Origin of the sequence: Bradyrhizobium sp. 23 (assembly GCF_023073295.1) — a bacterium.
GTDB classification, from domain to species: domain Bacteria; phylum Pseudomonadota; class Alphaproteobacteria; order Rhizobiales; family Xanthobacteraceae; genus Bradyrhizobium; species Bradyrhizobium canariense_D.
This window is the reverse complement of sequence record NZ_JADPJF010000124.1, coordinates 72,420-97,137: the sequence shown is the minus strand read 5'-3', so window position 1 is coordinate 97,137 and position 24,718 is coordinate 72,420. Positions and strand designations below refer to the sequence as shown.

General features: G+C 63.4%; 23 protein-coding genes. 11 read left to right on the top strand and 12 right to left on the bottom strand.

The window, feature by feature from the left end; translation table 11 throughout:
* Window positions 1–561: enoyl-CoA hydratase (locus IVB32_RS29590; protein ID WP_247412196.1), on the bottom strand; the 561-nt coding region annotated here is incomplete at its 3' end.
* A gap of 118 nt (window positions 562–679) precedes the next feature.
* Between IVB32_RS29590 and IVB32_RS29585 the strand changes: the two genes are divergently transcribed.
* The 3 genes from IVB32_RS29585 (at window position 680) to IVB32_RS29575 (ending at window position 4,605) form a co-directional block, all read left to right on the top strand.
* Window positions 680–1,345 carry a GntR family transcriptional regulator gene (locus tag IVB32_RS29585; protein WP_247297393.1) on the top strand — a complete coding sequence of 222 codons (666 nt, stop codon included), beginning with the start codon at window positions 680–682 and terminating at the stop codon, window positions 1,343–1,345.
* Window positions 1,346–1,640: 295 nt separating this feature from the next.
* Complete coding sequence (locus IVB32_RS29580) at window positions 1,641–2,612, top strand: MBL fold metallo-hydrolase (protein ID WP_247297395.1); 972 nt, start codon at window positions 1,641–1,643, stop codon at window positions 2,610–2,612.
* Between the two features lie 172 nt (window positions 2,613–2,784).
* Complete coding sequence (locus IVB32_RS29575; RefSeq protein ID WP_247297396.1) at window positions 2,785–4,605, top strand: peroxidase family protein; 1,821 nt, start codon at window positions 2,785–2,787, stop codon at window positions 4,603–4,605.
* 60 nt (window positions 4,606–4,665) lie between these two features.
* Here the strand turns inward: IVB32_RS29575 and IVB32_RS29570 are convergent, their stop codons facing one another.
* From IVB32_RS29570 to IVB32_RS29550, 5 genes are all read right to left on the bottom strand, one after another.
* Entirely contained in the window at window positions 4,666–5,385 is a 720-nt protein-coding gene (locus tag IVB32_RS29570; protein ID WP_247297399.1) for a haloacid dehalogenase type II, read from the bottom strand.
* 87 nt (window positions 5,386–5,472) lie between these two features.
* Entirely contained in the window at window positions 5,473–6,474 is a 1,002-nt protein-coding gene (glpX, locus tag IVB32_RS29565) for a class II fructose-bisphosphatase (protein ID WP_018454427.1), read from the bottom strand.
* Window positions 6,475–6,554: 80 nt separating this feature from the next.
* Complete coding sequence (locus tag IVB32_RS29560; protein WP_085353485.1) at window positions 6,555–7,871, bottom strand: homoserine dehydrogenase; 1,317 nt, start codon at window positions 7,869–7,871, stop codon at window positions 6,555–6,557.
* 29 nt (window positions 7,872–7,900) lie between these two features.
* Complete coding sequence (locus tag IVB32_RS29555) at window positions 7,901–9,121, bottom strand: LL-diaminopimelate aminotransferase (RefSeq protein ID WP_018454429.1); 1,221 nt, start codon at window positions 9,119–9,121, stop codon at window positions 7,901–7,903.
* A 214-nt stretch (window positions 9,122–9,335) separates the two neighbouring features.
* Window positions 9,336–9,611, bottom strand: coding sequence for a hypothetical protein (locus tag IVB32_RS29550; protein ID WP_027517741.1), 276 nt, complete (start codon window positions 9,609–9,611; stop codon window positions 9,336–9,338).
* A gap of 259 nt (window positions 9,612–9,870) precedes the next feature.
* Between IVB32_RS29550 and phaC the strand changes: the two genes are divergently transcribed.
* The 3 genes from phaC to IVB32_RS29535 all read left to right on the top strand — a co-directional run bounded on the left by phaC (window position 9,871) and on the right by IVB32_RS29535 (window position 13,087).
* A complete protein-coding gene (gene phaC / locus IVB32_RS29545) occupies window positions 9,871–11,673 on the top strand; it encodes a class I poly(R)-hydroxyalkanoic acid synthase (protein WP_247297667.1) in 1,803 nt (600 codons plus the stop codon).
* Between the two features lie 65 nt (window positions 11,674–11,738).
* Window positions 11,739–12,137, top strand: a complete 399-nt coding sequence (locus IVB32_RS29540; protein WP_018454432.1) for an MAPEG family protein — start codon at window positions 11,739–11,741, stop codon at window positions 12,135–12,137.
* Between the two features lie 182 nt (window positions 12,138–12,319).
* Window positions 12,320–13,087 carry an outer membrane beta-barrel protein gene (locus IVB32_RS29535; protein ID WP_247297400.1) on the top strand — a complete coding sequence of 256 codons (768 nt, stop codon included), beginning with the start codon at window positions 12,320–12,322 and terminating at the stop codon, window positions 13,085–13,087.
* A 65-nt stretch (window positions 13,088–13,152) separates the two neighbouring features.
* On the opposite strand, the gene argC is transcribed toward IVB32_RS29535, so the two are convergent.
* From argC to IVB32_RS29520, 3 genes are all read right to left on the bottom strand, one after another.
* A complete protein-coding gene (gene argC, locus IVB32_RS29530) occupies window positions 13,153–14,136 on the bottom strand; it encodes an N-acetyl-gamma-glutamyl-phosphate reductase (RefSeq protein ID WP_018454434.1) in 984 nt (327 codons plus the stop codon).
* Window positions 14,133–14,801, bottom strand: a complete 669-nt coding sequence (locus IVB32_RS29525; protein ID WP_247297402.1) for an FMN-binding negative transcriptional regulator — start codon at window positions 14,799–14,801, stop codon at window positions 14,133–14,135. The genes argC and IVB32_RS29525 overlap by 4 nt, the downstream gene beginning before the upstream one ends.
* Window positions 14,802–15,024: 223 nt before the next feature.
* A complete protein-coding gene (locus tag IVB32_RS29520; protein WP_018454436.1) occupies window positions 15,025–15,555 on the bottom strand; it encodes a DedA family protein in 531 nt (176 codons plus the stop codon).
* 273 nt (window positions 15,556–15,828) lie between these two features.
* Here IVB32_RS29520 and parE point away from each other — a divergent pair, with 273 nt between their 5' ends.
* From parE to IVB32_RS29500, 4 genes are all read left to right on the top strand, one after another.
* Window positions 15,829–17,871, top strand: a complete 2,043-nt coding sequence (gene parE, locus IVB32_RS29515) for a DNA topoisomerase IV subunit B (protein ID WP_018454437.1) — start codon at window positions 15,829–15,831, stop codon at window positions 17,869–17,871.
* Between the two features lie 455 nt (window positions 17,872–18,326).
* Window positions 18,327–19,109 (top strand): outer membrane beta-barrel protein, encoded by a 783-nt coding sequence (locus tag IVB32_RS29510; protein WP_018454438.1) that lies wholly within the window; start codon window positions 18,327–18,329, stop codon window positions 19,107–19,109.
* 221 nt (window positions 19,110–19,330) lie between these two features.
* The gene (locus IVB32_RS29505; protein ID WP_007591540.1) at window positions 19,331–19,516 is read left to right on the top strand and encodes a hypothetical protein; all 186 of its coding nucleotides are present in this window, start codon (window positions 19,331–19,333) and stop codon (window positions 19,514–19,516) included.
* A 20-nt stretch (window positions 19,517–19,536) separates the two neighbouring features.
* Window positions 19,537–20,307, top strand: a complete 771-nt coding sequence (locus IVB32_RS29500; protein ID WP_018454440.1) for a glucose 1-dehydrogenase — start codon at window positions 19,537–19,539, stop codon at window positions 20,305–20,307.
* A gap of 108 nt (window positions 20,308–20,415) precedes the next feature.
* Here IVB32_RS29500 and IVB32_RS29495 read toward each other — a convergent pair whose 3' ends face one another.
* Both IVB32_RS29495 and IVB32_RS29490 read right to left on the bottom strand, forming a co-directional pair.
* Window positions 20,416–21,186 (bottom strand): outer membrane beta-barrel protein, encoded by a 771-nt coding sequence (locus IVB32_RS29495; RefSeq protein ID WP_204511099.1) that lies wholly within the window; start codon window positions 21,184–21,186, stop codon window positions 20,416–20,418.
* 179 nt (window positions 21,187–21,365) lie between these two features.
* Entirely contained in the window at window positions 21,366–22,622 is a 1,257-nt protein-coding gene (locus IVB32_RS29490; protein WP_247297404.1) for an FAD-dependent oxidoreductase, read from the bottom strand.
* Between the two features lie 119 nt (window positions 22,623–22,741).
* Here IVB32_RS29490 and IVB32_RS42825 point away from each other — a divergent pair, with 119 nt between their 5' ends.
* A complete protein-coding gene (locus tag IVB32_RS42825; protein WP_256465053.1) occupies window positions 22,742–22,876 on the top strand; it encodes a hypothetical protein in 135 nt (44 codons plus the stop codon).
* Between the two features lie 135 nt (window positions 22,877–23,011).
* Here IVB32_RS42825 and IVB32_RS29485 read toward each other — a convergent pair whose 3' ends face one another.
* A complete protein-coding gene (locus IVB32_RS29485; protein ID WP_018454444.1) occupies window positions 23,012–24,526 on the bottom strand; it encodes a caspase family protein in 1,515 nt (504 codons plus the stop codon).
* Between the last annotated feature and the right edge of the window lie 192 nt (window positions 24,527–24,718).

Genomic DNA, 24,718 nt, shown 5'->3' with positions numbered 1-24,718 from the left:
CTCGCCGAGCAGCCCGACACTGGCAGCCTCGGTCGCGTCGACGAGCCGCGCCGTGAAGATCAGATCCTTGACGCGGGCGGCGCCGATCAGCGCGGTGAGACGACTGACATTGGACATCGACAGGCAGTTGCCGAGCGTGCGGGCAATGGGAAAGCCGATTTTCGCGCTTTGGGTGCCGATGCGGAGGTCACATGCCGCGGCAATGCCCGCGCCGCCGCCGGTGCAGAACCCGTTGATCGCTGCGATGGTCGGCACGCGGCACTGCTCGAGCGTGGTCAGCACCCGATCGATGCGGTTCTCATAGTCGATCGCGTCCTGCGGCGACTTGAAATCGCGGAACTGATTGATGTCGGTGCCCGCGGCAAACGCCTTGTCGCCGGCCCCGCGCAGCACCAGTACCTTGATCGCGTGATCGTCGTTGATCTCCTCGCAGATCGCGGCGAGCCGCTCATACATCGCGAAAGTGAAGGCGTTGCGCGCCTGCGGGCGGTTGAAGGTGATCCGCCCGATCCCGTCCTGGCGCTCGAAAACGAGGTCTTCCGCCTTCACCTGCTGGTCCATTTCCTCATTGTCCTTCTACTTTTCTCCATTTGTGAATGCAAAATTGTCGATTTACAAGCTGGAACTTGCCTCAATCGGAATGTAGCTTCATTTTTGCATTCAAATGGACTTCAGACCCATGCTTCATGAGGAAGTCGTCGGCCGCATCCGGGCCATCCTGCTCGACGGCGAAATCCCGCCGGGCGCGCGGATTCGCGAGCGTGAGCTGTGCGAGCGGCTCCAGATATCGCGCACCCCGCTACGCGAGGCGCTCAAGGTGCTCGCCGCCGAAGGTCTCGTGCAGCTCCTGCCCCACCGCGGCTCGCGTGCGGCAAAACTGACCGACAAGGACATGCGCGACCTGTTCGAGGTTTGCCAAGGCCTCGAAGCGCTCGCCGGCGAACTCGCCTGCGAACGCATCACCGATGCCGAGATCGCCGCGATCGCCGCCGCGCACGCTGACATGGTGCGACATTATCGCGAACGCGATCTGATCCAGTACTATCGCGGCAACCGCGCCATTCACGAAGGCATCGTCGCTGCGGCCGGAAACCCGGTGCTCGCGGGGTTGTATGCGTCCGTGACCGCGCGCATCCGGCGCGCGCGTTATGTCACGCCGATGACGGCCGAGCGCTGGGCGGTCGCCTTGCAGGAGCATGACGCCATCCTGAATGCCCTGCAGAGGCGCGACGGCGTCGGCCTCGCCCATATCCTGCGCGCGCATCTGCGCCACAAGCGCGAAGAGGTTTTGCAGGCGGGCTTTGCCGAAACGGAAGGGAGCGAGCCCACGCCGAGAATTGCGTGAGCCATAGGTTCGCGACGTACAAAGAATCTTGCGGTCACGCCAGATCGGGCGGCCAGCAGACACAATCACGACACAATCATTGACTGGCACGGATCGTGCTGACGAGGCTCGTCGGCAACGGACGTCTTTTGTCGCGCGCCGGAATTGCGCATCCAACTTCGACAAACCGAGATCATCGCCAAATCAATTCCACTTGCTCGCCTGCCTGAACCGGCGCAGCATTCGACCATCGGCGCGGGCCGAATGTAACGCGCAAGCAATTGCGCAAAACAAAAGACAAAAGCGGAGGAAACGCATGACAATCGATGTCTCACGTCGGTCCTTGTTGACCCTCGGGGCTGGCCTTGGTGCCAGCGCAATGCTCGGCGGCAGCGCCTTGGCGCGCGCTCCCAAGCTCGGCACCCAGACGCCCTACTGGCACCGCTTCGTTCTCGGCGACGCCGAAGTCACCGTCGTGTCCGACGGACCGCTTCCCCTGGGCGATCCCTCGGGCACCTTCACCGGTGTTTCCAAGGAAGAGGTGAAGAAGATGCTCGTCGAGAATTTCCTGTCGCCGGACAATGTCGTGCTCGAGCAGAACTCGCCGATCGTCAACACCGGCGACAAGCTCATCCTGTTCGATACCGGCATGGGCTCATCCAAGATGTTCGGCGCCACCACCGGTCGGCAGCAGAAGAGCATGACCGAGGCCGGCATCAAGCCCGGCGACATCGACGCCGTGGTTTGCTCGCATGCCCATATCGACCACATCGGCGGCATCGTGGACGACAGCGGCAAGCCGCTGTTTCCCAACGCGCAGATCTACATCTCGCAGACCGATTTCGACTTCTGGACCGACGAAGGCAAGCTCGGTAGCGCGGCCAAGGATTTCGTCGTTCACGCCCGCAAGAACCTGCTGCCGGTCCGCGACCGCATCGTGTTCTTCAAGGACGGCCAGGAATTTCTGCCTGGCGTGCAGGCAATCGCAGCGCCCGGTCATACCGTCGGCCACACCATCTTCATGGTCTCGTCGGCCGGCAAGTCCTTCGCCTTCCTTGGTGACCTGTCGCATCATCCCGTCCTGCTGCTCGAGCGGCCGCGGATGGAATTCTCCTACGACACCGACCCGAAGCAGGCGGCCGAGTCACGCGTAAAACTGCTGACCATGCTTGCTGCGAACAAGACGCCCGTGATGTCCTATCACTTCGCCTGGCCGGGCTATGGCCATGTCGCCAAGGCGGGTGAAGGATTCCACTATTATCCCGAACCGATGCAGATGACTTTGTAATCGCCGGATCTGGTCCGGGCGACGCACGCGCCGCCCGGACCATCCGAACGATCACCGCCGTCCGACTGGCCGGTAAAGAACTTCAAATTCGTGATGCCTCCGGCGGCGTTGGCAAACATTACTTCCTGTTGCAAGTTAAGTTCATTTCGCTCAATTGCGTTTGGGAGCGTCAATGTCCCGCGAGAACGATGGTTTTGTCTTCCATCGCGACCTTCTCCAATGGGTCCCGGATGTTATCTATCGGGCCGTCAACTTCTTTGTCACATGGGACAAACTGCCGACCCTGCTCGGAGCCGCCAATCTCTCGGCGTTCCGCGACCGTCTGCGGGAGCGCAATCTGCACCATACCGGCTACGGCACGACATCGCCTCGCTGGAACACGGGCAATGACCGGTGGCGTTCCGCCGACGGCTCGTTCAACAGCCTCGACCATCCGCGCATGGGCATGGCTGGCGCCCGGTTCGGACGCAATTTCGCGCTGTCAGAATGCGTACCGGACAGCCTGGACGACCTGCTCGAACCCAGTCCGCGCGTGATCTCGGAGGAATTGCTGGCGCGCCACGAATTTATTCCGGCGACCAGCCTCAATCTGCTGGCCGCCGCCTGGATCCAGTTCGAAACGCATAATTGGTTCAGCCATGGGGCCCCTAAGTCGGGAAACGAGTTCAAAATTCCGCTGACGCCAAACGACGAATGGCCTGCGGATGAGCGGATCGACGACTGCATGAAGATCCGTCGGACCGTTTGCGACGAGACGCCACGTGAACCATGGCTCGGCGCGACCCCCACGTTCCGCAACCTCAACTCGCACTGGTGGGACGCCGGACAAATCTACGGCAGCGACCGCGCAAGGCAGATGCAGATCCGTTCCGGGGCAGATGGGAAGATCGCGGTCGGCGATGATGGGATGCTTCCAGCCGATCCGGTGCATCCCGGCGCCGATCTCACCGGCTTCAACGACAATTGGTGGGTGGGGCTCAGCCTGCTGCACAATCTCTTTGCACGCGAGCACAATGTCATCTGCGACGGCTTGAAGGCGCGGTATCCGACCTGGAAGGACGAGGAGCTATTCCAGCATGCGCGCCTGATCAACGCGGCCCTGATCGCCAAGATCCACACCGTCGAATGGACGCCAGGCATCCTCGGCCATCCCGCACTGGACTTCAGCATGCACGCCAACTGGTCGGGGATCCCGTGCCGGGTGCTGCGCGCCGTGCTCGGCAAGAACAGCGAAGCCGCCTTTGGCATCATCGGCTCTCCGACGGATCAGCACAGCGCGCCCTACGCGATGACCGAGGAATTCACCGCCGTGTACCGCCTGCACCCGTTGATCCCGGAAAACCTTGATGTACGGCGGCTCGATAGCACAGAGATTACCGCTAGCGACTTGGTCAAAATGCAGGGCCCCGCCTCCCGCAAGTTCATGCAGACTCACGGCTTCGCCAACCTGCTGTACTCGTTCGGCACCGCTCATCCCGGCGCCATTCGCCTCCACAATTTTCCCAACTTCCTGCGCCGGTTCACGAAAGACGGCCAGCCGCTGCTCGACGTGGCCGCGATCGACATCATGCGTGATCGCGAGCGCGGCGTGCCGCGCTACAACCGGTTTCGCGAGCTGGTCGGCAAGAAGCGGGTCAACACATTCGAAGAAATCACCAGCATCCCCGGTGCCGCCAGGAAGATGCGCGCGATCTACAAGGGCAACGTCGATCGCGTTGATCTGATGGTCGGATTATTGGCCGAGGACCTGCCGGAGGGTTTCGGCTTCAGCGATACCGCCTTCCGCATTTTCATCCTGATGGCATCGCGGCGTCTGAAGAGCGACCGGTTCTTCACCGATGACTACCGCGCGGAAGTCTACACCAACTTCGGTCTGGACTGGATCCACAACAACGGAATGAAATCGGTGCTGCTGCGGCATATGCCGCAACTCGGACCGGCGCTCGAGGGCGTCAACAATGCCTTCGCCCCGTGGAACGTCCTGCGAGGCTGAGCCTTGGCCCATATGTTCAGCATTCCGGGCCTCGTCCGCCTCGGATGAGCGTCAGCCGCCCTAGCACCCGAGCTTGTCGGCGATCCCACCAAAATCCTTGGCGACGATGTCCCAATTGCCGTTGGCCTCGAAATCGACCTTCTGAAGCGGACCGTATTCGGTCGGCCGCGCCACGAAGGCCGTCTTCAGCCCGTTCTTCTGCGCGGCGGCGAGATCGCCGTTGTGGGCCGCGACCATCATCACCTGCTCCGGCTTGAGGCCGAGCAGGCGCGCGGCGCCGAGATAGGTTTCGGGATCGGGCTTGTAGTGCTCGAACAGCTCGGCCGACATGATGAGGTCCCAGGGAAGCCCTGCGAACTTCGCCATGTTGGTGAGCAGCGCGACATTGCCGTTCGACAGCGGCGAGATCACGAATTTCGTCTTCAGTCGGGTCAGGCCGGCGACGCTGTCGGGCCACGGGTGCAAGCGGTGCCACCCCTTGGTGAGGTGATCGAGATCGGCCTCGGTCAGGCCTGGAATCGAAAATTGCGCGACCAGTTTTTCGAGCGAGCGGCGATGCAGATCATCGAGCATGACGTAGCCGCGCTCGGGATGTTTGCGCACGTCATCCATCGAAGCCATGTACATGCCGCGCCAGCCGTCGACCAAGGCGGTCCAGTCGGCGCTGATGCCGCGGCCGTTCGTCCACCACATGAAGTCGGTGATCAGGCTGGTGCGCCAGTCGACGACGGTGCCGAACACGTCGAAGACCAGGGCTTTGACGGCGGACAGATCGGACATGGGCGCTTTCCCGTATGTTACTTATTCTTGGTCATTCCGGGATGCACCGCGAGGCGCTGGCCCGGAATGACGGCAGCGTGTCGTGACCTAGTCCAGGTGGAATTTCGCCAGCTCGCGGTGCTCGGCCTTGATGTAGCGCACGGTGCCGGTGACGGAGCGCATCACCACCGTCTCGGTCTCGATCACGCCGTCCTTGCGGAATTTGACGCCTGACAGCAGCGAGCCCGTGGTGACGCCGGTGGCGGCGAACAGGCAGTCGCCGCGCGCCATGTCCTCGATGCCATAGATCATCTTGGGATCGCTGACGCCCATCTTGGCGGCGCGCTCGCGCTTCTCGTCGGAGTCGAGGATGAGACGGCACTGCATCTGGCCGCCGATGCAGCGCAGCGCCACGGCCGCGAGCACGCCTTCCGGCGCGCCGCCGGTGCCGAGATACATGTCGACGCCGGTATTGTCGGGGTCGGCGCAGTGGATCACGCCGGCGACGTCGCCGTCGGTGATCAGGCGCACGGCGGCGCCAGTCGATCGCACGCTCTCGATGATGCTGGCATGGCGTGGCCGGTCGAGCACGAGAACGGTGATGCCGTCGGGCTTGACGCCCTTGGCCTTGGCGAGCCGGCGGACGTTTTCGGCCGGTGTCGCATCGAGCTCGACGACGCCCTTGTCGTAACCGGGACCGATCGCGAGCTTCTGCATGTAGACGTCGGGGGCGTGCAGCAGAGTACCGCCGTCGGCCATCGCCATGGTGGCGATCGAGCCCGGCATGTTCTTGGCGCACAGCGTGGTGCCTTCGAGCGGGTCGACCGCGATGTCGACCTGCGGGCCGGCGTTCATGCCGACCTTCTCGCCGATGAAGAGCATCGGCGCCTCGTCGCGTTCGCCCTCGCCGATGACGATGGTGCCCTCGATCGGGAGCTTGTTGAGCTCGCGCCGCATCGCGTCCACCGCGGCCTGGTCGGCCGCCTTCTCGTTGCCGTGCCCGCGCAGACGCGCCGAAGACACCGCCGCCCGCTCCGTCACACGCACGATCTCCAGCGTGAGAATGCGCTCGAGCAATGCTTGCGGCGGGACTGAAATATGGGTCGACATCGGCTCACTCCTTCGAAACAGTTTTGGACGGACATCTCCGCCGCATCAACTCGTAACACCCACAGTTCGTTCGAACCGTGTCAGTTCTTCTCGATCCTGATAACCTGCGGCCGTCCGCTGATCACCTTGTCCTTCTGCACGGCCGCGAGCGCACGGCGCACGGCGTCCTCATGCGTGGCATAGGTGATGAGAATGACAGGCACCGGGACCGCCTTGCCGTCTGCCGGCGCAGCGCCGCCATTGGGATGGCGCTGCACGATCGACTCGATTGAAATCTTCTGCTCGGCGAGCCGGGTCGCGATCGCAGCCGCGGTGCCCGGGAAATCGCGTGCCAGAAGGCGGATGTAGTAGCCGCCCTCGTGGCGCTCCATCGGCGCCTTCTTGGTGTCGCGCAGCTGCGAAATCGGCCGGCCGAACGGATTGGCGCGAATGCCGCGCGCAACGTCGGCGATGTCGGCGACGACGGCGGATGCGGTCGCGGCGCCACCGGCACCGGGGCCGACCAGCGTGATCGGCGGGATGCCCTCGCCATCGATCGTGACCGCGTTGGTGACACCCATCACCTGCGCTATCGAGGAGGATTTCGGAACCATGGTCGGATGCACGCGCTGCTCGATGCCCGTGGCGGTGCGAACCGCGACGCCGAGCAGCTTGAGCCGGTAACCGAGATCGTCAGCGGCACGGAGATCTTCCGGCGCGATGGAGGAGATACCTTCGACATACACCGCGCTTTGAGCAACTTTCGTGCCGAAAGCGAGGCTGGCGAGAATGGCGAGCTTTTGCGCGGTATCGTGGCCGTCGACGTCGAATGACGGATCGGCCTCGGCATAGCCGAGCCGTTGCGCGTCCTTCAGGCATTCGGCGAAGGACAGGCCCTCCTGCTCCATCCGGGTCAGGATGTAATTGCAGGTGCCGTTGAGGATGCCGTAGACCCGGTTGATGCCGGTTCCGGCAAGACCTTCGCGTAACGTCTTGATGACAGGGATCGCAGCGCCGACGGCTGCTTCGAAATTCAGCGCGCCGCCGTGCTTTTCGGCGGCCTTTGCCAGCTTGAGGCCGTGCTTTGCCAGCAACGCCTTGTTGGCGGTAACGACGGACTTGCCGGCGGCGAGCGCGGCCTCGACCGCCGCCAGCGCGGGATCGCCCGCGCCGCCCATCAGCTCGACGAAGCAGTCGATGCCCGGATGCGTGGCGAGGGCAAGCGGATCCTTGACCCATTCGATGCCGCGCAGATCGACGCCGCGCTTCTTCGCCTTCGAGCGTGCGGTGACGGCGACGACACGGATGCCACGGCCGCTGCGGCCGGCAAGCACCCGCGCCTGCGTTTCGATCAGACGGACAACTTCGGCGCCCACGGTGCCGAGCCCCGCTATGCCCACTTTCAGGGGTGCAACCATGATGCCTTGGAAAACCTGCGGAAGAGAACTTAACGCCGAGTGGCGAGCGGAACGACGTTGTGCAACGTTTCGATGCCGCTTTCAAGGAAGCGGCGCACGCCACGCGCGGCCTGCCTGATCCGTTGCTCGTTTTCCACCATGGCGATGCGGACATATCCTTCGCCATGCTCGCCGAAGCCGACGCCGGGCGAGACCGCGACACCGGATTTCTCCACCATCAGGGTCGCGAACTGCATGCTGCCGACGCTGCGGAAGGCTTCCGGCAGCGGCACCCAGGCGAACATCGATGCTTCCGGCGGCGGGATCTCCCAGCCGGCACGGCCGAACGATTCCACCAGCGCGTCGCGCCGCTTGCGGTAGGTGTCGCGCATCTCCTTGATGCAATCGTCCGGTCCGTTCAGCGCGGCGGTCGCTGCGACCTGGATCGGCGTGAACGCACCGTAGTCGAGATAGGATTTGACGCGGCCGAGTGCCGCAATCACGCGCTCGTTGCCGACCGCGAAGCCCATGCGCCAGCCAGCCATCGAATAGGTCTTCGACATCGAGGTGAACTCGACGGCAACGTCCATCGCGCCCGGCACCTGGAGCACCGAGGGCGGCGGGTTGCTTTCGTCGAAATAAACCTCGGCATAAGCGAGATCCGACAGGATCAGGATCTCGTGCTTCTTCGCGAACGCGACCAGGTCCTTGTAGAAGTCGAGGCTCGCGACATAGGCGGTCGGGTTCGAAGGATAGCAGACCACGAGCGCCAGCGGCTTCGGGATCGAATGCACGATCGCCCGCTCGACAGCCTCGAAGAATTGCGGCGTCGGCTCCGAGGGCACCGAACGGATCACGCCGCCCGCCATCAAGAAGCCGAAGGCGTGAATCGGGTAGCTCGGATTGGGACAAAGGATGACGTCGCCGGGCGCGGTGATCGCCTGCGCTACGTTGGCAAAGCCCTCCTTGGAGCCGAGCGTCGCCACCACCTGGGTGTCGGGGTTGAGCTTCACGCCGAAGCGGCGGGCGTAGTAGCCGGCCTGGGCCCGGCGCAGCCCGGGGATGCCGCGGGAGGCCGAGTAGCGGTCGGTGCGCGGCTTGCCCAGCGTCTCCTTCAGCTTCTCCAGCACGTGCGCTGGCGCCGGCAGGTCCGGATTGCCCATGCCGAGGTCGATGATGTCGGCGCCGGCGTTCCGCGCAGCTGCCTTGGCCCGGTTGACCTGTTCGAACACGTAGGGCGGAAGGCGGCGGATGCGGTAAAATTCTTCCATGGCTCTCTCGGCTCCGGGCAACCGGTCAGGACAGAATCGACAGGCCATAAAGACCAGGCGGAAGGCGCCCGCATCTCTCGCGAAAATTACTCAAGATCAAATACTTAGAGCAATCATCGACGATATTGACTGAAGTCGTTCGCCCTGACTCTCGGCTGAACTAAGGTCTTTTAGCACGGCGAGGCGGAGGCGCCAGCGATTACCTTGCGGCGCCCTATTTCGCGTCCTTGGTGGCAACCGCCTGACGGTCGCGGGCGGCAGCAAGCTCGGCCTCGATCTTGGCGCGTTGGTCCGGCGGCATGACGGCCTGATCGCGATCCGGCGGCAGATCGTGCACCGGCAGATAGCTACCGGCCTCTCTGGGATGCGCTTGAGCATCGGAAGGCGTCATATCCGCGAGCTGGCTCGAGCAGCCGCCCAGGGCGAGCGTCGCCATCAGCAGCGCGCCACAGATCCGCCGCGACTTTTGCAGGTCCCTCAACGCCAACACTAGGGAAATCCCCACTTCGTCCCAAAGCACGGCCCCGGGCAACCTTACCCAAGTCCGCGCCCAAGCTCAAACCATTGCTGCCCAAATGGTGCGAGCGAGAAAATAGCCCCAGTCCATCAAGCCGAGCGGTGCGGCTCGATTGTGACGGAACCAAGAAAATTTGTCGCACTGCAACACATCTTCGAGAGTGTTTAACGCCAAACATGCGAGCTTCGCGGTGACGAATACGGAATGAATCGTTACTGTTCTCCTCATGAGTATGGCCACCACCGATACGCCCAACCCCGAGACGAAGTTCGATGCGGAAGCCTTCGCGATGAATGTCGCGCGGGCGATGGAAAGCGGCGGCAAGGCGCTTGCCGCGTACCTGAAGCCGCGCGAGAGCGGCGAGGTGCAGGATCGTCCGCCGGCGGAGCTTACCGAGGTCATCAAGACCTTCACCGCCGTCGCCGAATACTGGCTGTCGGATACGTCGCGGGCCTCCGCACTCCAGACCAAGCTCGCCAAGGACTATCTTGACCTCTGGGGCTCGGCGGCGCGCCGCATGGCCGGTCAGGACGCACCGCCCGCGATCGCACCCTCGCCGCGCGACAAGCGCTTTGCCGATCCGGAATGGAAGTCGAACCAGTTCTTCGATTTCATGATGCAGCTCTATCTGCTCACGACCAAATTTGCGCAGGAGCTTGTGCGCGAAGCCGAGGGCCTCGATCCGCAGACCCGCCGCAAGGCCGAGTTCTACGTCCAGCAGGTCACCAACGCGATATCGCCCTCCAACTTCGTGCTGACCAATCCGGAAGTGCTGCGCGCGACGGTGGCCAGCAGCGGCGAAAATCTCGCGCGCGGCCTGAAGATGCTGGCCGAGGACATCGCCGCCGGCAAGGGCACGCTGAAGATCCGTCAGTCCGATCCGGACAATCTCGTCGTCGGCGTGAACATGGCGACGACGCCGGGCAAGGTGATCTACCAGAACGAGATGATGCAGCTGATCCAGTATGCGCCGGCGACGGAGAAGGTGCTGCGCACGCCGCTCCTGATCATCCCGCCCTGGATCAACAAATTCTACATCCTCGATCTCAAGCCGGAGAAATCCTACATCAAATGGTGCGTCGATCAGGGCATCACCGTGTTCGTGATCTCATGGGTCAATCCCGACAAACGCCTCGGAGCCAAGAGCTGGGAAGACTATATGAAGGAAGGCCCGCTCACGGCGATGGACGTGATCGAGAAGGTCACCGGCGAGATGAAGGTGCACACCGCGGGCTATTGCGTCGGCGGCACCATGCTCGCGACCACGCTGGCCTGGCTCGCCGAGAAGCGCCGCCAGCGCGTGGCGTCCGCGACGTTCTTCGCGGCACAGGTCGACTTCACCCATGCCGGTGATTTGCTCGTGTTCGTCGACGAGGAGCAGATCGCATCCCTCGAGCAGGACATGAAGGCGGCGGGCGTGCTCGAAGGCTCGAAGATGGCGATGGCCTTCAACATGCTGCGCTCCAACGATTTGATCTGGTCCTATGTCGTCAGCAATTACCTCAAAGGCCAGCAGCCGAGCGCGTTCGACCTGCTGCACTGGAATTCGGACGCGACCCGCATGACCGCGTCGAACCATTCGTACTACCTGCGCAATTGCTACCTTGAGAACCGGCTCTCGACCGGCACGTTGGTGCTGGACAACACCTTGCTCGATCTCTCCAAGGTCATGGTGCCGATCTACAATCTCGCAACCCGCGAGGACCATATCGCGCCGGCTGAATCGGTGCTGTACGGCTCCCAGTTCTTCGGCGGCCCGGTGAAATACGTGCTGTCCGGCTCGGGCCACATCGCCGGCGTGGTCAATCCGCCCGCCTCGAACAAATACCAGTACTGGACCAACGACAACGTGAAGTCCGCCAACGTCGCCGAGTGGATGAAGGGCGCGGTCGAGCACAAGGGCTCGTGGTGGCCGGACTGGCGGCAATGGCTGGGCGCACTCGATCCCGAGGAAGTCCGGGCCCGCACGGTCGGCAGCGAGGCGTTTCCCCCGATCGAGGACGCGCCCGGCAGCTATGTCAGGGTTCGCGCATAGCAGAATCTTCCGCGCTTTCGTATAAGCTCCATGCCTGCAGCAGAAATTGATGAGGGGACCGGGTTATGACGCGTGAATTGTTCTGGCTGACACTGACGGTGGTCCTGACCGGAATCCTCTGGATTCCCTACACCATCAACCGCTGCCAGATTCGCGGTCTTGGTGGCGCGATGGCCAATCCCTCGCGCACCGACAAGCCGCAGTCGGAATGGGCGAACCGCCTGATGTTCGCGCATGACAACGCCGTCGAGAACCTCGTGCTGTTCGCGCCGCTGGTGCTGATCCTGAACGCGATCGACTACTCCTCGAAGTGGACGGTGCTTGCCTGCGCCGTCTATTTCTGGTCGCGCGTTGCGCATCTGATCGTCTATGCGATGGGTATTCCCGTCTTCCGCACCCTCGCCTTCACCGTCGGCTTTCTCGCCCAAGCCGTGCTGGCGCTAGCGATCTTCAAGGTACTCTGATCGGCCCCGGATGGGTTGGCGCCCGCAACGAACGGGTGAAATCTCAAAGGCCTATCGCGGCTGCCGGTGTTGCCGAATGACGACAGTGCGTAAAAAAGCAGCAATGCCCTCTTGGGCTGACGCGATGGATCGCACATCCAGAGGTATATTCGCCCATCGCAATTGATTGATTCGGGGCAGACATGAATTGGAAGATTGCATCCGCGCTCGCCGGCCTCTCGCTCGCCGCCGTCGCGACCCAGGCTAACGCCGCAGATCTCGCCGCCCGTCCTTACACCAAGGCGCCGCCGATGATCGCCGCGATCTATGATTGGAGCGGCTTCTACATCGGCGCCAACGGCGGCTATGGCTCGTCACGCAATTGCTGGGACCAGACGGTTGGTTTCGCGGCCGGCGTTGCGGAAGGCTGCCATGACGCGACGGGCGGCGTCGCCGGCGGCCAGATCGGTTATCGCTGGCAGAGCAGCGCCTTCGTATTCGGCCTCGAAGCGCAGGGCGACTGGGCGGACCTCTCCGGCCGGAACGCCAGCACCGTGCTCGGCGTCGCGAACCGCACCCGTGTCGATGCTTTCGGCCTGTTCACCGGCCAGATCGGCTACGCCTGGAACAGCGCACTGCTTTACGCAAAGGGCGGCGCCGCCGTCACCCGCAATCGCTACCGCGGCATCGGAACCGGCGGTCTGGCCGGAGCCGAGTTCGACGGTGCCGACGACACCCGCTGGGGCGGCACGGTCGGCGTCGGCATCGAATACGGCTTTGCGCCGAACTGGTCGGTCGGCCTCGAATACGACCATCTGTTCATGGGCCGGCGCGACGTTACCCTCACGGCAAACGGCGTGCTGGCACCCGTCGGCACGTTCTCACGTACCGACCGCATTGGCCAGGACGTCGACTTGATCACGGCCCGCATCAACTACAGGTTCGGCGGCCCGATCATCGCGAAGTACTGAGAAGCGCCCCTCGCGGCCGTCATGCCCGGGACAAGCCCGGTCATGACGAGCAGCGAATGTTGCTCCTACGCCTCCGGCAATCCCAGCATTAGTCGCATGTTCTGCACGGCCGCGCCGGACGCGCCCTTGCCGAGATTGTCGAGCCGCGCGACCAGCACCGCCTGATGGTACTTGTCGCTGGCGAAGACGTAGAGTTCGAGCGTGTTGGTCTCGTTGAGCCCTTCCGGCTCGAGCTTGCCACCCTTGGTCGTCTCGTTCTGCAGCGGCATCACCGAGACGTATTTCGAGCCGGCGTAACGCTTTGCCAGCGCGGCCTGGAGATCGGCGCCGCTGGGCTTGCCGGGCAGCGTGTCGAGCTGGAGCGGCACCGACACCAGCATGCCCTGCCGGTAGTTGCCGACCGACGGGATGAAGATCGGCCGCCGCGTCAGGTTCGAATAGAGCTGCATCTCCGGCAGATGCTTGTGCTCGAAGCCGAGGCCGTAGAGTTCGAAGGACGGCGCGCTGCCGTCCTCGAAACTCGCGATCATCGACTTGCCGCCGCCGGAATAGCCGCTCACCGCATTGATGGTGACGGGATAGTCGCGCGGCAGCAGGCCGGCATCGACGATCGGTCGCAGCAGCGCGATCGCGCCGGTCGGATAGCAGCCGGGATTGGACACCTTCTTCGCAGCCTTGATCTTGCCAGCCTGATCCGGCGTCAGTTCCGGAAAGCCATAGGCCCAGTCGGGCGCGACCCGGTACGCGGTCGAGGCATCCAGCACCTTCGGGCCCGACGGCCCCATGCTGTCGATGAGCGCAACCGTTTCCCTGGCAGCATCGTCGGGCAGACAGAGGATGACCAGATCAACCTTCTCCATCAGCGCCTTCTTGGCCGCGGGATCCTTGCGCTTGTCGTCGGCAATCGTCTTCACGACCACGTCGCTCTGCAGCTTCAGCCGCTCGTTGATGCCAAGCCCGGTGGTGCCGGAGCCGCCGTCGACGAAGACGGTGGCCGGCTTTGTCGCAGCGCCAGTGGTCGGTGCTTTCGTCGTTTCAGTGAGGCTCATGGCGCGCTCCTTTCGAGCATGTTGGTTTCGGATGCGAAGGCATCCGGCCTTACGTCCTGCATCAGTTGCGCGATCTCCCTGGCGTCGGCATGGGCTTGCGCGCCAAGCGCATTGGCGATCGCCGCATAATCGGCGTCGGACTTGTGCTGGTTGAGCTTGAAGCTGGCTTCGACCTCCTCAACCGTCATGACCAGACCCACGATCGCCTTCTTCATCGCCTCGAGCCGCCCGGCCGTCATCTTGCCCGACGTCCACGGCTTCTTCGGCAACAGCCAGTTCTCGAACTTGTTGCTGAGCGTATCGATTTGCACGGCCAGTTCACCATCCGACAACAACCGCACCGGCCCGGTCAGATGGACCGACTGGTACAGCCAGGTCGGCACCTGATCCGGCGAGACGTACCAGTCCGGCGACACGTAGGCATCGGGGCCGTTGACCGCGAGGAGCCAGGAGGTCGTCCCGTCCGCAAGCTTTAGCAGCGGATTGTGACGGGCGACATGAAACGCGGCCTGCGGCGTGCCGTCCGCGGCATAGGTCAAATAGAACGGCAGCGGCGAGGCGATCGGCTTGTGGCCGTCGAAGGCGCACATGGTGCCGAAGCCGCGCGTGTCGGCGAATTTCAGGCTCGCGGCGCGGTCCTGCTTGAAAAAGGGTGGCGTGTACATCGTAGTCTCCTGCTGGCCTCCTTGGTGGCCGCCGGATCAGATCGCACTGACAGGAGAGAGAATGCCGCGGATCGGATCCAGCGGCAAAGACGATGATCTCAAACGCGATCGACCGCCCAAACCGCAAAGCTGCGGCGGCGGCGACGGGCGAACAGGATGGTCGCGGCGTTGATCATGGCGCGGTGCTATAAGGCCAGTTGCGGTCGCCGTCAAGGTTCCGACGTCACACCACGCCCCAGATCCATTCCATGATCTTGGCGATCACATCTCCGAACAGCAGCAGCGCCGCCGACCAGATCAGTGCCGAGACGAAATTGGCGGCCTGGAAGCTCCAATAGGGCATCTCGAAAATGCCGGCTGCAAGCGGCACGGAGGCACGCAAGGGGCCGAAGAAGCGGCCGATGAAGATGCTCGGCACGCCCCAGCTGCGCACGAAGGCCTCGCCTCTGGGCAGGAGTTCCGGATAACGCGAGAGCGGCCACATCTGCGCGACCTGCTCCTTGTAGCGATAGCCGAACCAGTAAGAGACCCAGTCGCCCAGCGCCGCCCCGATGCCACCGGCGATCCAGACCGGATAGAAGCTGATGCCACTCGCGCCGATCAGCGCGCCGATAGCGACCAACGCGCCCCAAGCCGGGATCAGCAGCGAGATGAAGGCCAGCGACTCCCCGAAGGCGAGCACGAACACGATGGGAGCTGCCCACGTCTGGTGAGCGCGCACGAAATCGGCGAGCCCGTGCGCAAACTGCTCCATTCAAAAATAGCCTTTCCGTCCTGCCCGAAGGTGCTGCTCGATGAAAAGGACTGGTAAGCCAATGACTTGTGTGACATCAAGTCACAAAGCCAGGTCCAGCCGGACCGGACCGTCACATTGCCGGGAATTGATGGGGATGCGGCGTAAAATCGCCGGGATTGGCTCCCAACCACACCGCCCGGCCCGCCCCGCGATAACCTTTCCAGGCGAGAAGTGGCATAGTCGGCCCAACCGATTCGCCGCTCATGCGGCCCTCAAAACGCATAAAGATATATGTCCAAGCAGTTGAAGCCCAAAGCAAAAGACGATTTTTTCGGCGGCGATGAGCCCAAGCCCCGCGCCGCCAAGGCCGCCCCGCGCGCGGGCGGTGCCGAGGCCGACTACACCGCAGCCGACATCGAGGTCCTCGAAGGTCTGGAACCGGTGCGCCGCCGGCCCGGCATGTATATCGGCGGCACCGACGAGAAGGCGCTGCATCACCTCTTCGCCGAAGTCATCGACAACTCGATGGACGAGGCGCTCGCGGGGCATGCGACCTTCATCGGAGTCGAATTGAGCGCGGACGGCTTTTTGACCGTCACGGACAACGGCCGCGGCATCCCGGTCGATCCGCATCCAAAATTCCCGAAGAAGTCGGCGCTCGAAGTCATCATGTGCACGCTGCACTCGGGCGGCAAGTTCGACTCCAAGGTCTACGAGACCTCGGGCGGCCTGCACGGCGTCGGCATCTCCGTGGTGAACGCCCTCTCCTCGCTGCTCGAGGTCGAGGTCGCGCGCAGCCAGAAACTCTATCGCATGACGTTCGAGCGCGGCCACCCAAAGGGCAAGCTCGAGGATCTCGGCAAGATCAACAACCGCCGCGGAACCCGCGTGCGCTTCAAGCCGGACACCGACATCTTCGGTGCCAAGGCAGCGTTCAAGCCGCAGCGCCTGTTCAAGATGACGCGTTCGAAGGCGTATCTGTTCGGCGGCGTCGAGATCCGCTGGAATTGCGCGCCCGAACTGCTTAAGGGCGTCGACGACGTGCCGGCGGAAGCGACGTTCCACTTCCCCGGTGGCCTCAAGGACTATCTGGCCGCCGCGATCCACGCCGACACGCTGGTGCATCCCGACATCTTCTCCGGCAAGTCGGGCCGCAACGGCGCGCATGGCGCCTGCGAATGGGCGGTGGCCTGGACCGCGGATGCCGACGGCTTCCTGTCTTCCTACACCAACACTGTGCCGACGCCCGACGGCGGCACGCACGAATCCGGGCTGCGCAGCGCGCTGCTGCGCGGCCTCAAGGACCACGCCGAACGCGTCGGCCAGGGCAAGCGCGCGTCGTCCATTACGTCAGAAGACGTGATGGTGGGTGCAGCCGTGATGCTCTCGGTGTTCGTGCGCGAGCCTGAATTCCAGGGCCAGACCAAGGACCGTCTCGCCACCGCCGAAGCGCAGCGCATCGTCGAACAGGCGATGAAGGATCCGTTCGACCATTGGCTGTCGGGCAATCCGAACCAGGCCAACAGGCTGCTCGACTTCGTGGTCGACCGCGCCGAGGAGCGGCTGCGCCGCCGCCAGGAGAAGGAGACCGCGCGCAAGACCGCCGGCAAGAAGCTGCGCCTCCCCGGCAAGCTCGCCGATTGCAGCGATGCAGGGTTGGAAGGCTCAGAACTCTTCATCGTCGAGGGTGACTCGGCCGGCGGCAGCGCCAAGCAGGCGCGCGACCGCAAGACCCAGGCCGTGTTGCCGCTGCGCGGCAAGATCCTCAACGTCGCGTCCGCCGGCAAGGACAAGCTGACGGCGAACACGCAGCTCGCCGACCTCGTGCAGGCGATCGGCTGCGGCATGCTCGCGCAGTATCGCGAAGAGGATCTGCGCTACCAGCGCATCATCATCATGACCGACGCCGATGTCGACGGTGCCCACATCGCGTCGCTGCTGATCACCTTCTTCTACCGGCAGATGCCGCGGCTGATCGATGAAGGCCATCTCTTCCTCGCCGTGCCGCCGCTCTACAAGCTGACCAACGGCACGAAGTCGGTCTACGCCCGCGATGACGCGCACAAGGCAGCGCTGATCAAGAGCGAGTTCAACGCCAACGCCAAGGTCGAGGTCAATCGCTTCAAAGGCCTCGGCGAAATGATGCCGGCGCAGCTCAAGGAAACCACCATGGATCCGGCAAAGCGGACCATGTTGAAAGTGGTTCTGCTCGCCGACGACCGCGACACCACGGCGGATTCGGTGGAGCGCCTGATGGGCACCAAGGCCGAAGCGCGCTTCGCGTTCATCTCGGACAAGGCCGAATTCGCCAACGACGACCTGCTGGACGTCTGATCCGCAGGCGCTGCCCGGTCGTATCCATCCAGAGCCCCGGCATGATGCCCGGGGCTCTTTTGTTTTTGGAAGATGACAACCGCTCTTTCCCGCCAATCCCGCCAACGTCCGCCTCGATTTCGTTGATTCCCGGCCTCATCGCGCCGCGACTCGGCCAACGACTCACCGAGCCATGACTGATGCAGGACTGCCTCCATTTCGCACAAAGCCGGATTCGCTAACGAGAAGCTACCAAAACGCAAATCGCAAAATTCGACGTACTGCATTGATAATGCGTACTTATTTCACATTTCCACGACGGCACCCAGAATCCCTGCCGTGCGGCGTTTCCCGGCGACTGTGCCTGCTCTGCAACAGCATTTCGGAGAGAAGCAGGTATAGTCCGGGACATCAGATCACACGGACTTCAGTGCGCTCGCGCCTGCCAGACAGACCAAAGCTTGGGGATTTTTAAGATGAAGAAGATTTTGCTCGCACTGACCGCGGTTGCTGCCATGACCGCTTCGGCTTCGGCCGCTGACCTTGGCGCCCGTCCCTACGCGAAGGCCCCGATGGCGGCTCCCGTCGCCAACTGGACCGGCTTCTACATCTTCGGCGGCGCCGGCGGCGGCCTCTCGGCCTCTGACCAGCGCGTCCAGACCACGGTTGGCGCAGTTCCCCTGACGATCGATCAGCGCCAGGGTGGCTCGGGCTGGTTCGGCACCGTCGGTCTCGGCTACGACTGGCAGTTCAGTGGCACCTGGGTCGCCGGCGTGTTCGCTGACGGTCAGTTCGGCAGCATCCGTGCTACCATTCAAGATCCCCTGCTCGGCATCACCGGCAACCAGAAGCTGGAAGACTCCTGGGCCGCTGGTGTGCGCCTCGGCTGGCTGGTCGCTCCGAACGTTCTCTCCTACGTCAACGGCGGTTACTCCGGCGCCCACTTCGGCAGCACCAACTTCATGACCTTGGCTGGCGCTCCGGCCGGCGTTCACCTCAACGGCTACAACCGCAATGGCTGGTTCATCGGCGGCGGCGTTGAGAACAACCTGAACATCTTCGGCATCCAGTCGCCTGGCTGGTTCATGAAGACCGAGTACCGTTCGGCCTTCTACAATGCCAAGACCCAGGACATCCTGTTCGATGCCGGTAACCTCCCGGTCGGTCAGAGCATTCGCGCCAACAGCTGGAACCAGACGATCTCGACTTCGCTGGTTTACCGCTTCAACTGGACCGGTCCGGTCGTCGCGAAGTACTGATCCGAACGCAAGTTCAGACGTCAAAGCCCCGGCATCGTCCGGGGCTTTTTCGTTGTACGGTGCTTCAGCGGACCTTGCGTATGGACATGCATCCGCCCTGCGGCCTGCATCAGCGGCCATTGTATCCGAACCACGGCTACGGCTAGTCTCCTGCTAAGTTTTCGGGCCGCGGCTATCGTCATGCCGCGTCACGACAGAAGCGGACTAATGGGGAGGAATGCATGCGCAGATTTCTGCTTGTAGCAGGCCTGTTTGCCCTTGCCGTCGGGCTGCTCTGGATCGGACAGGGTACGGGCACCGTCGCGTGGCCGCGATCGAGCTTCATGGTCAACCAGCTGCAATGGGCCGGCTATGGCGCAGCCATGGCCGGCTTCGGGCTGGTGCTGATCTGGCAGAGCAACCAATAGAAGAACCAGGGAATAGCAGCATGACAACCAGTCGGTTCGATCTCCGCGGCAAAGTCGCGATCGTCACGGGAGGCAATGGCGGCATCGGGCTCGGAATGGCCCGTGGCCTCGCCGATGCCGGCGCCAACATCGCCGTGGTCGGACGCAACGAAACCAAATCCGCCGCCGCCGTCGCCGACCTCAGCCAACGCGGCGTGAAGGCGATCAGTGTTGCCACCGACGTCACTGACAAGGCGGCCATCGCCGCGATGATCGATCGCGTCGTCAGGGATTTCGGCCGCATCGACATCCTCATCAACAATGCCGGCATGAGCATCCGCAAGCCGCCGCACGAGCTCGAGCTCGACGAGTGGAACACGGTGATCAACACCAATCTCACCAGCGCCTTCCTGTGCTCGAAGCTGGCTTATCCGGCGCTGAAGGCGTCCGGCAACGGCAAGGTGATCAACATCGGCTCGATGATGTCGATCTTCGGCGCGAGCTTCGCAACGGCCTATGCGGCGAGCAAGGGCGGCATCGTTCAGTACACGCGCGCCTGCGCCAATGCGTGGGCGCCCGACAACATCCAGGTCAATGCCATCCTGCCGGGCTGGATCGACACCGACCTGACCCGCGGTGCGCGGCAGCAGGTATCGGGATTGCACGAGCGGGTGCTGGCACGCACGCCTGCGGGGCGGTGGGGCGACATCGACGACTTCGCCGGCATCACCGTGTTCCTCGCCTCATCCGCCTCCAACTTCGTCACCGGCACCGCGATCCCCGTCGATGGCGGGTTCTCGGTGATGGCGTAGGCCGCACCAATAAATCTGCACACAAAAAAGAAGCCCCGGACAATGCCGGGGCTTTTGAATTTGGGCAGTGATCGTCTTTTATGGCTGCTTGGTCGTTCGTTGACCCACTTAGTAGCGGGCGATGACCGGCGCGTCGAACTTGTAGCTGGCGCGCACGACGGCCCACTGCAGGTCGCGCGGCTTGGCATCGAAGCTGTAATTGCCGGAGGTGCCGCCGAGTTGATAGGTCTGGCTGGCGAAGGCTGCGTAGTTGTACTCGAGGCCGACGATCCAGTTGCGGGTGATGCCGTATTCCCAGCCGGCACCGACGGTCCAGCCGTTGGCCCAATGGGTCTGACCGCCGGAACCGGTGGCCGGACCGACCGTATCGGTGACCGACAGACGGTTGTTCACGCCGGCATAGCCGCCCTTGATGTAGAACAGGTTGTTCTGCACGGCGAAGCCCGCGCGACCGACGACGGTGGCAAGCACATTGGTGCGCCAGGAGAACACGTCGTCACCCGCGCCGAACGCGGTGTTCAAGAACGAGCCCTTGTTGTCGAGGCCCGAGATCGTGCCTTCCATACCGAACACGTAGTTGTTGGCCTGCCAATTGTAGCCGATCTGGGCGCCGCCCAGGATGCCGGAGTTGCGCTGACGGTAGCCCTGCCCCGGGGTCAGATCGCCGAACGGTGCGCCGGTCCCGTTGTTGATGAACTGCTCGTTGGTCCATGCACCGCCGATGTGGCCGCCGACATAGAAGCCGGTCCAGTTGAACATCGACTCCATATAGGCCGGCGCCTTTGTGTAGGGCCGAGCACCGAGATCGGCGGCGGAAGCGGCGCCGGTCGAAATCAGAGCGGTCGTGCAGGCGAAGGCGGCAATCAACTTGTTACGCATGGTACACCCCGTGTCCTTTGATGGGTGCACGCTCACACGCAGGTCTTACTCAAATTTGAATCAAGACAGTTAAGACGTCGGATTGGCAAGCAGCGCGCCTTCAATCCGTTTGCGCTGTTGCACGCAGGCAACGCGTCGAGCGCGATTTAACGCCGCGTTATCCCTACCGGGCCCTTGCGCTACCGTGCCGGCGCAGCCTTCGACTGCACGTGCTCGGGCCGGACGCCAAGCGCGAGCAGGCGCGCCGGAATGCCCTGGAGCCACGGCAGCGCGGTGATGAGGCGCAGGACCAGCGGCACTTTCAGCGGCCGGTCGCCGCCCTGCAAGGCGCCGCTGATGATGTTGTTCTGCACGATCATCTGCATCCGCTGCGTCATCTTCACCGGGAATTCGCGGCGACGGCGCACGGCATCGAGTTCGTCCTCCGACGGGCAGCCGCGCTGCAGCTCGTCCGCCAGCAGGTTTGCGGTCGCGACCGCATCCTGGACGGCGAGATTGACGCCGACACCGCCGACCGGCGACATCGCATGTGCGGCGTCGCCGATCAGAAGCAGGCCCGGCCGCGTCCAGCGCGGCAGGCGGTTGATCGCGACGGTGAGCAGCTTGACATCGTCGAAGTTCTTCACCTCGGCTATGCCGCTCTTCAGGACCGGCGCCATGCGAACGACGTCGTCGAGCAGCGCCTGCAATCCCCTCGCCTTCACCGCGTCGTATTGTCCCTTGGCGATGACATAGGCGCACTGCCAATAGTCGCCGCGGTCGAAGGTGATCATCATCTTGCCGGGCTCGACGCGCGCGAACAGGTTCTCGGTCTCGTTCGCCTTGCGTCCGACGCGGAACCACAGCACGTCCATTGGCGCGCCGATCTCCTCGACCTCGAGGCCGGAATGCTGGCGCACGGTCGAATGCCGGCCGTCACATGCGATGGTGAGATCAGCTTCGATGTCCACGATACCGTCAGGCGTATTCGCCCGCACGCCGGCGATGGTCTCGCCGCGGCGGATCAGATCGACGGCCTCCGTGTTCATCATCACCTGCAGCGAGGCGAAGCGCTGGCCGGCCTCGCGCAGGAAATTCAGGAAATCCCATTGCGGCATGAAGGCGATGAAGGGGTACTTGGTGCGGAGGCGGCTGAGATCGGCGATGCGAACGGGGGTACTGCCGAACAGGCCGTCCAGCTTTTGCAAGCGCTGATGCGGCAGCTTCAGGAATCCGTCGATCAGGCCGAGCTCGTCCATCACCTGGAGCGTCGAAGGATGCACGGTGTCGCCGCGGAAGTCGCGGAAGAAATCCGCATGCTTCTCCAGCACCACGACATCGATGCCGGCGCGCCCGAGGAGATAGCCGAGCATCATGCCCGCCGGTCCGCCGCCGACGATGCAACACCGCACCTTCAGCGGGGAGCCCTGGGGACGCTGCAACGTATCGGGTTTCACGGTCGGGTCCTCCTTCACGAGCCAAGCATTCTGTGCAGTGCAGCAAACAAGATTCATTTGCTGCGGTTGTGAATGGCCGTTAGCCTTGCCTCCAATTCCGACTCATTCGGGAAATTGCAGTGCAGACAATCCTCATACTGCTCGGCGTCTGGATCCTGATCAACGTGCTTTTCGTCTTGATCATGATCGCACCGCGCAGGCCGCCGCTTGCGCCGGTGCGCATCGAACAGAACGGTTATCCGCACGAGGAGTAGGTCAAGCTCCTGCCGCGCCAAGTCATCATCTCGATCGCGATGGGCGCTTTCTTCCCGCTGACCCCGTCCTTGATCGAGGCCCTCAAACGCTTCATCCGGAAGCGCCGCGAATAGCTAAGCGGCCTGCTCGACACCTCAGTTGTTGCTGCGGTTCGCGCTGCGGAAGCTCTTGATCTCCGACACGCTGCCGTCGCGATAGGTCAGCTCCACCGAGATGAACTGCGTTGCCGGCGCGAGCTTCATGGAGAGCGGCATGCCGGCGCTGATCGCACTGGGATCGCGCATGTCGCAGCCCGGCATCTTCAACACCTGGTTCGGAACGGCGGTATCGATGCCGATGCGCACCTCGCGGATGGCGCAGCGGTAGGACACTAGGTGCGTGTAGTAGACCAGCAGCCCGTTGAACTCGCGGAATGACAGCCAGCTCGTCGCGGTCATGTCCAGGATCTTGCGCTGGTCACGGATCAGCGCGGCTTCGGGATCGAACCTGATCGGGAACGGCCCCTGCATGTCACCGGATTGGTCGACATAGCGAACCTCGATGGTGCCGGCCTGCGCGTCCGGCGGCAATTCGATCGACGGGTTCGGCATCCTCTTGCGCGTGCGCGGGTCGAGCGTATCGATGAAGCCGGTTTCGCGGAAGTCGCCGTTGCCGGCCATGCGCCAGGAAACGCCGAGGGTCGGATCGGCAAAGGAGAACACCACGCTCCAGCCGCCATTGTGACGCGAGAAGCTCGCGATCGGCGCGTTGGTGGTCTCCTCCTTCGGCACGCGCGGCACCGACACCGGTGGCAGCGCCGCGAGCTTCTGCGCCGGCGGATCGGCCGGGCGCGCGGCGGCATCCTTGGCGATGCCGCTGAGGAAGACGTCATCGACCATCTGATCGAAATAGACCGGCACCTGCCTGTGCTTGACAGTGTCGGCCATCTCGCTCACGAGACGGCGCGTACGCTGCGCCACTTGCACCAGGTTCTCGCCGGGCTGGAGCAGTTCCTTGGCGAAGGTGCGCGTGAATACCGAATTGGGATTGGCGTCGTCATTGGAGAGGCGGTCGAGCGCGGTCTGGCGCGGGCCCGCCGAGAAGACCGAGAACACGCCTTCGGGCAGCTGCACCATCGGGGCAAGCCCGCCGCCACCGGAGACGGCGCGGGTACCCTTGCGCTCGAACGGGTTGTTGCGGCAGGCGTCGAACACCAGGATCGAGGTCCGCGCCTTCTTGTTCTGGAGGCGCTCGACGATGCGATCGGCCAGGATGGAGGCGTCACGCACCAGTTCTTCCTGCCCTTCCGTCGCCGCGGGCACGTCCGTCGGCAGCAGATAGTTCTGGCCTGCGATCTCGAAGCCGTGGCCGGCATAGAAGAAGAACGCGGTGTCGCCGGGCTCGATCGTCCGATCGAACGCGAGCAGCGTCTCCGAAAATTGCTGCCGGCTCTGGTTTTCGGCGAGCATCACGGAGAATCCGAGCTGCTTCAGCGTATCGCCCATGGTGCGGGCGTCGTTGACCGCCTTGAGCAGCTTCGGAACGTTCCTGTAGTCGTTGTTGCCGACGACGAGCGCAACGCGCTTCTCGGCACAGGCGGGAAGCGCGAAACCGCTGAGGCCGGCCGCAAGGCCAAGCGCTGCCAGTACTCTGAGAAGCCGACGCGTCATCGAAAATCCCTCAAGAACGGCCCACGCCGGTTCCCTCGAACAGCGGTTCATGGGAACCGCGCCTTTGATGTGATAGTCGGCCCAGCCACATCGCTGGTTCAACCGCCCTGAGGACTCAGGTCTGTTGTCCAGCCTATGGTAGATGCCACCGGAATTTGCTTTTTCTCGGTCAATTCTTGTGGGCAATTCCGC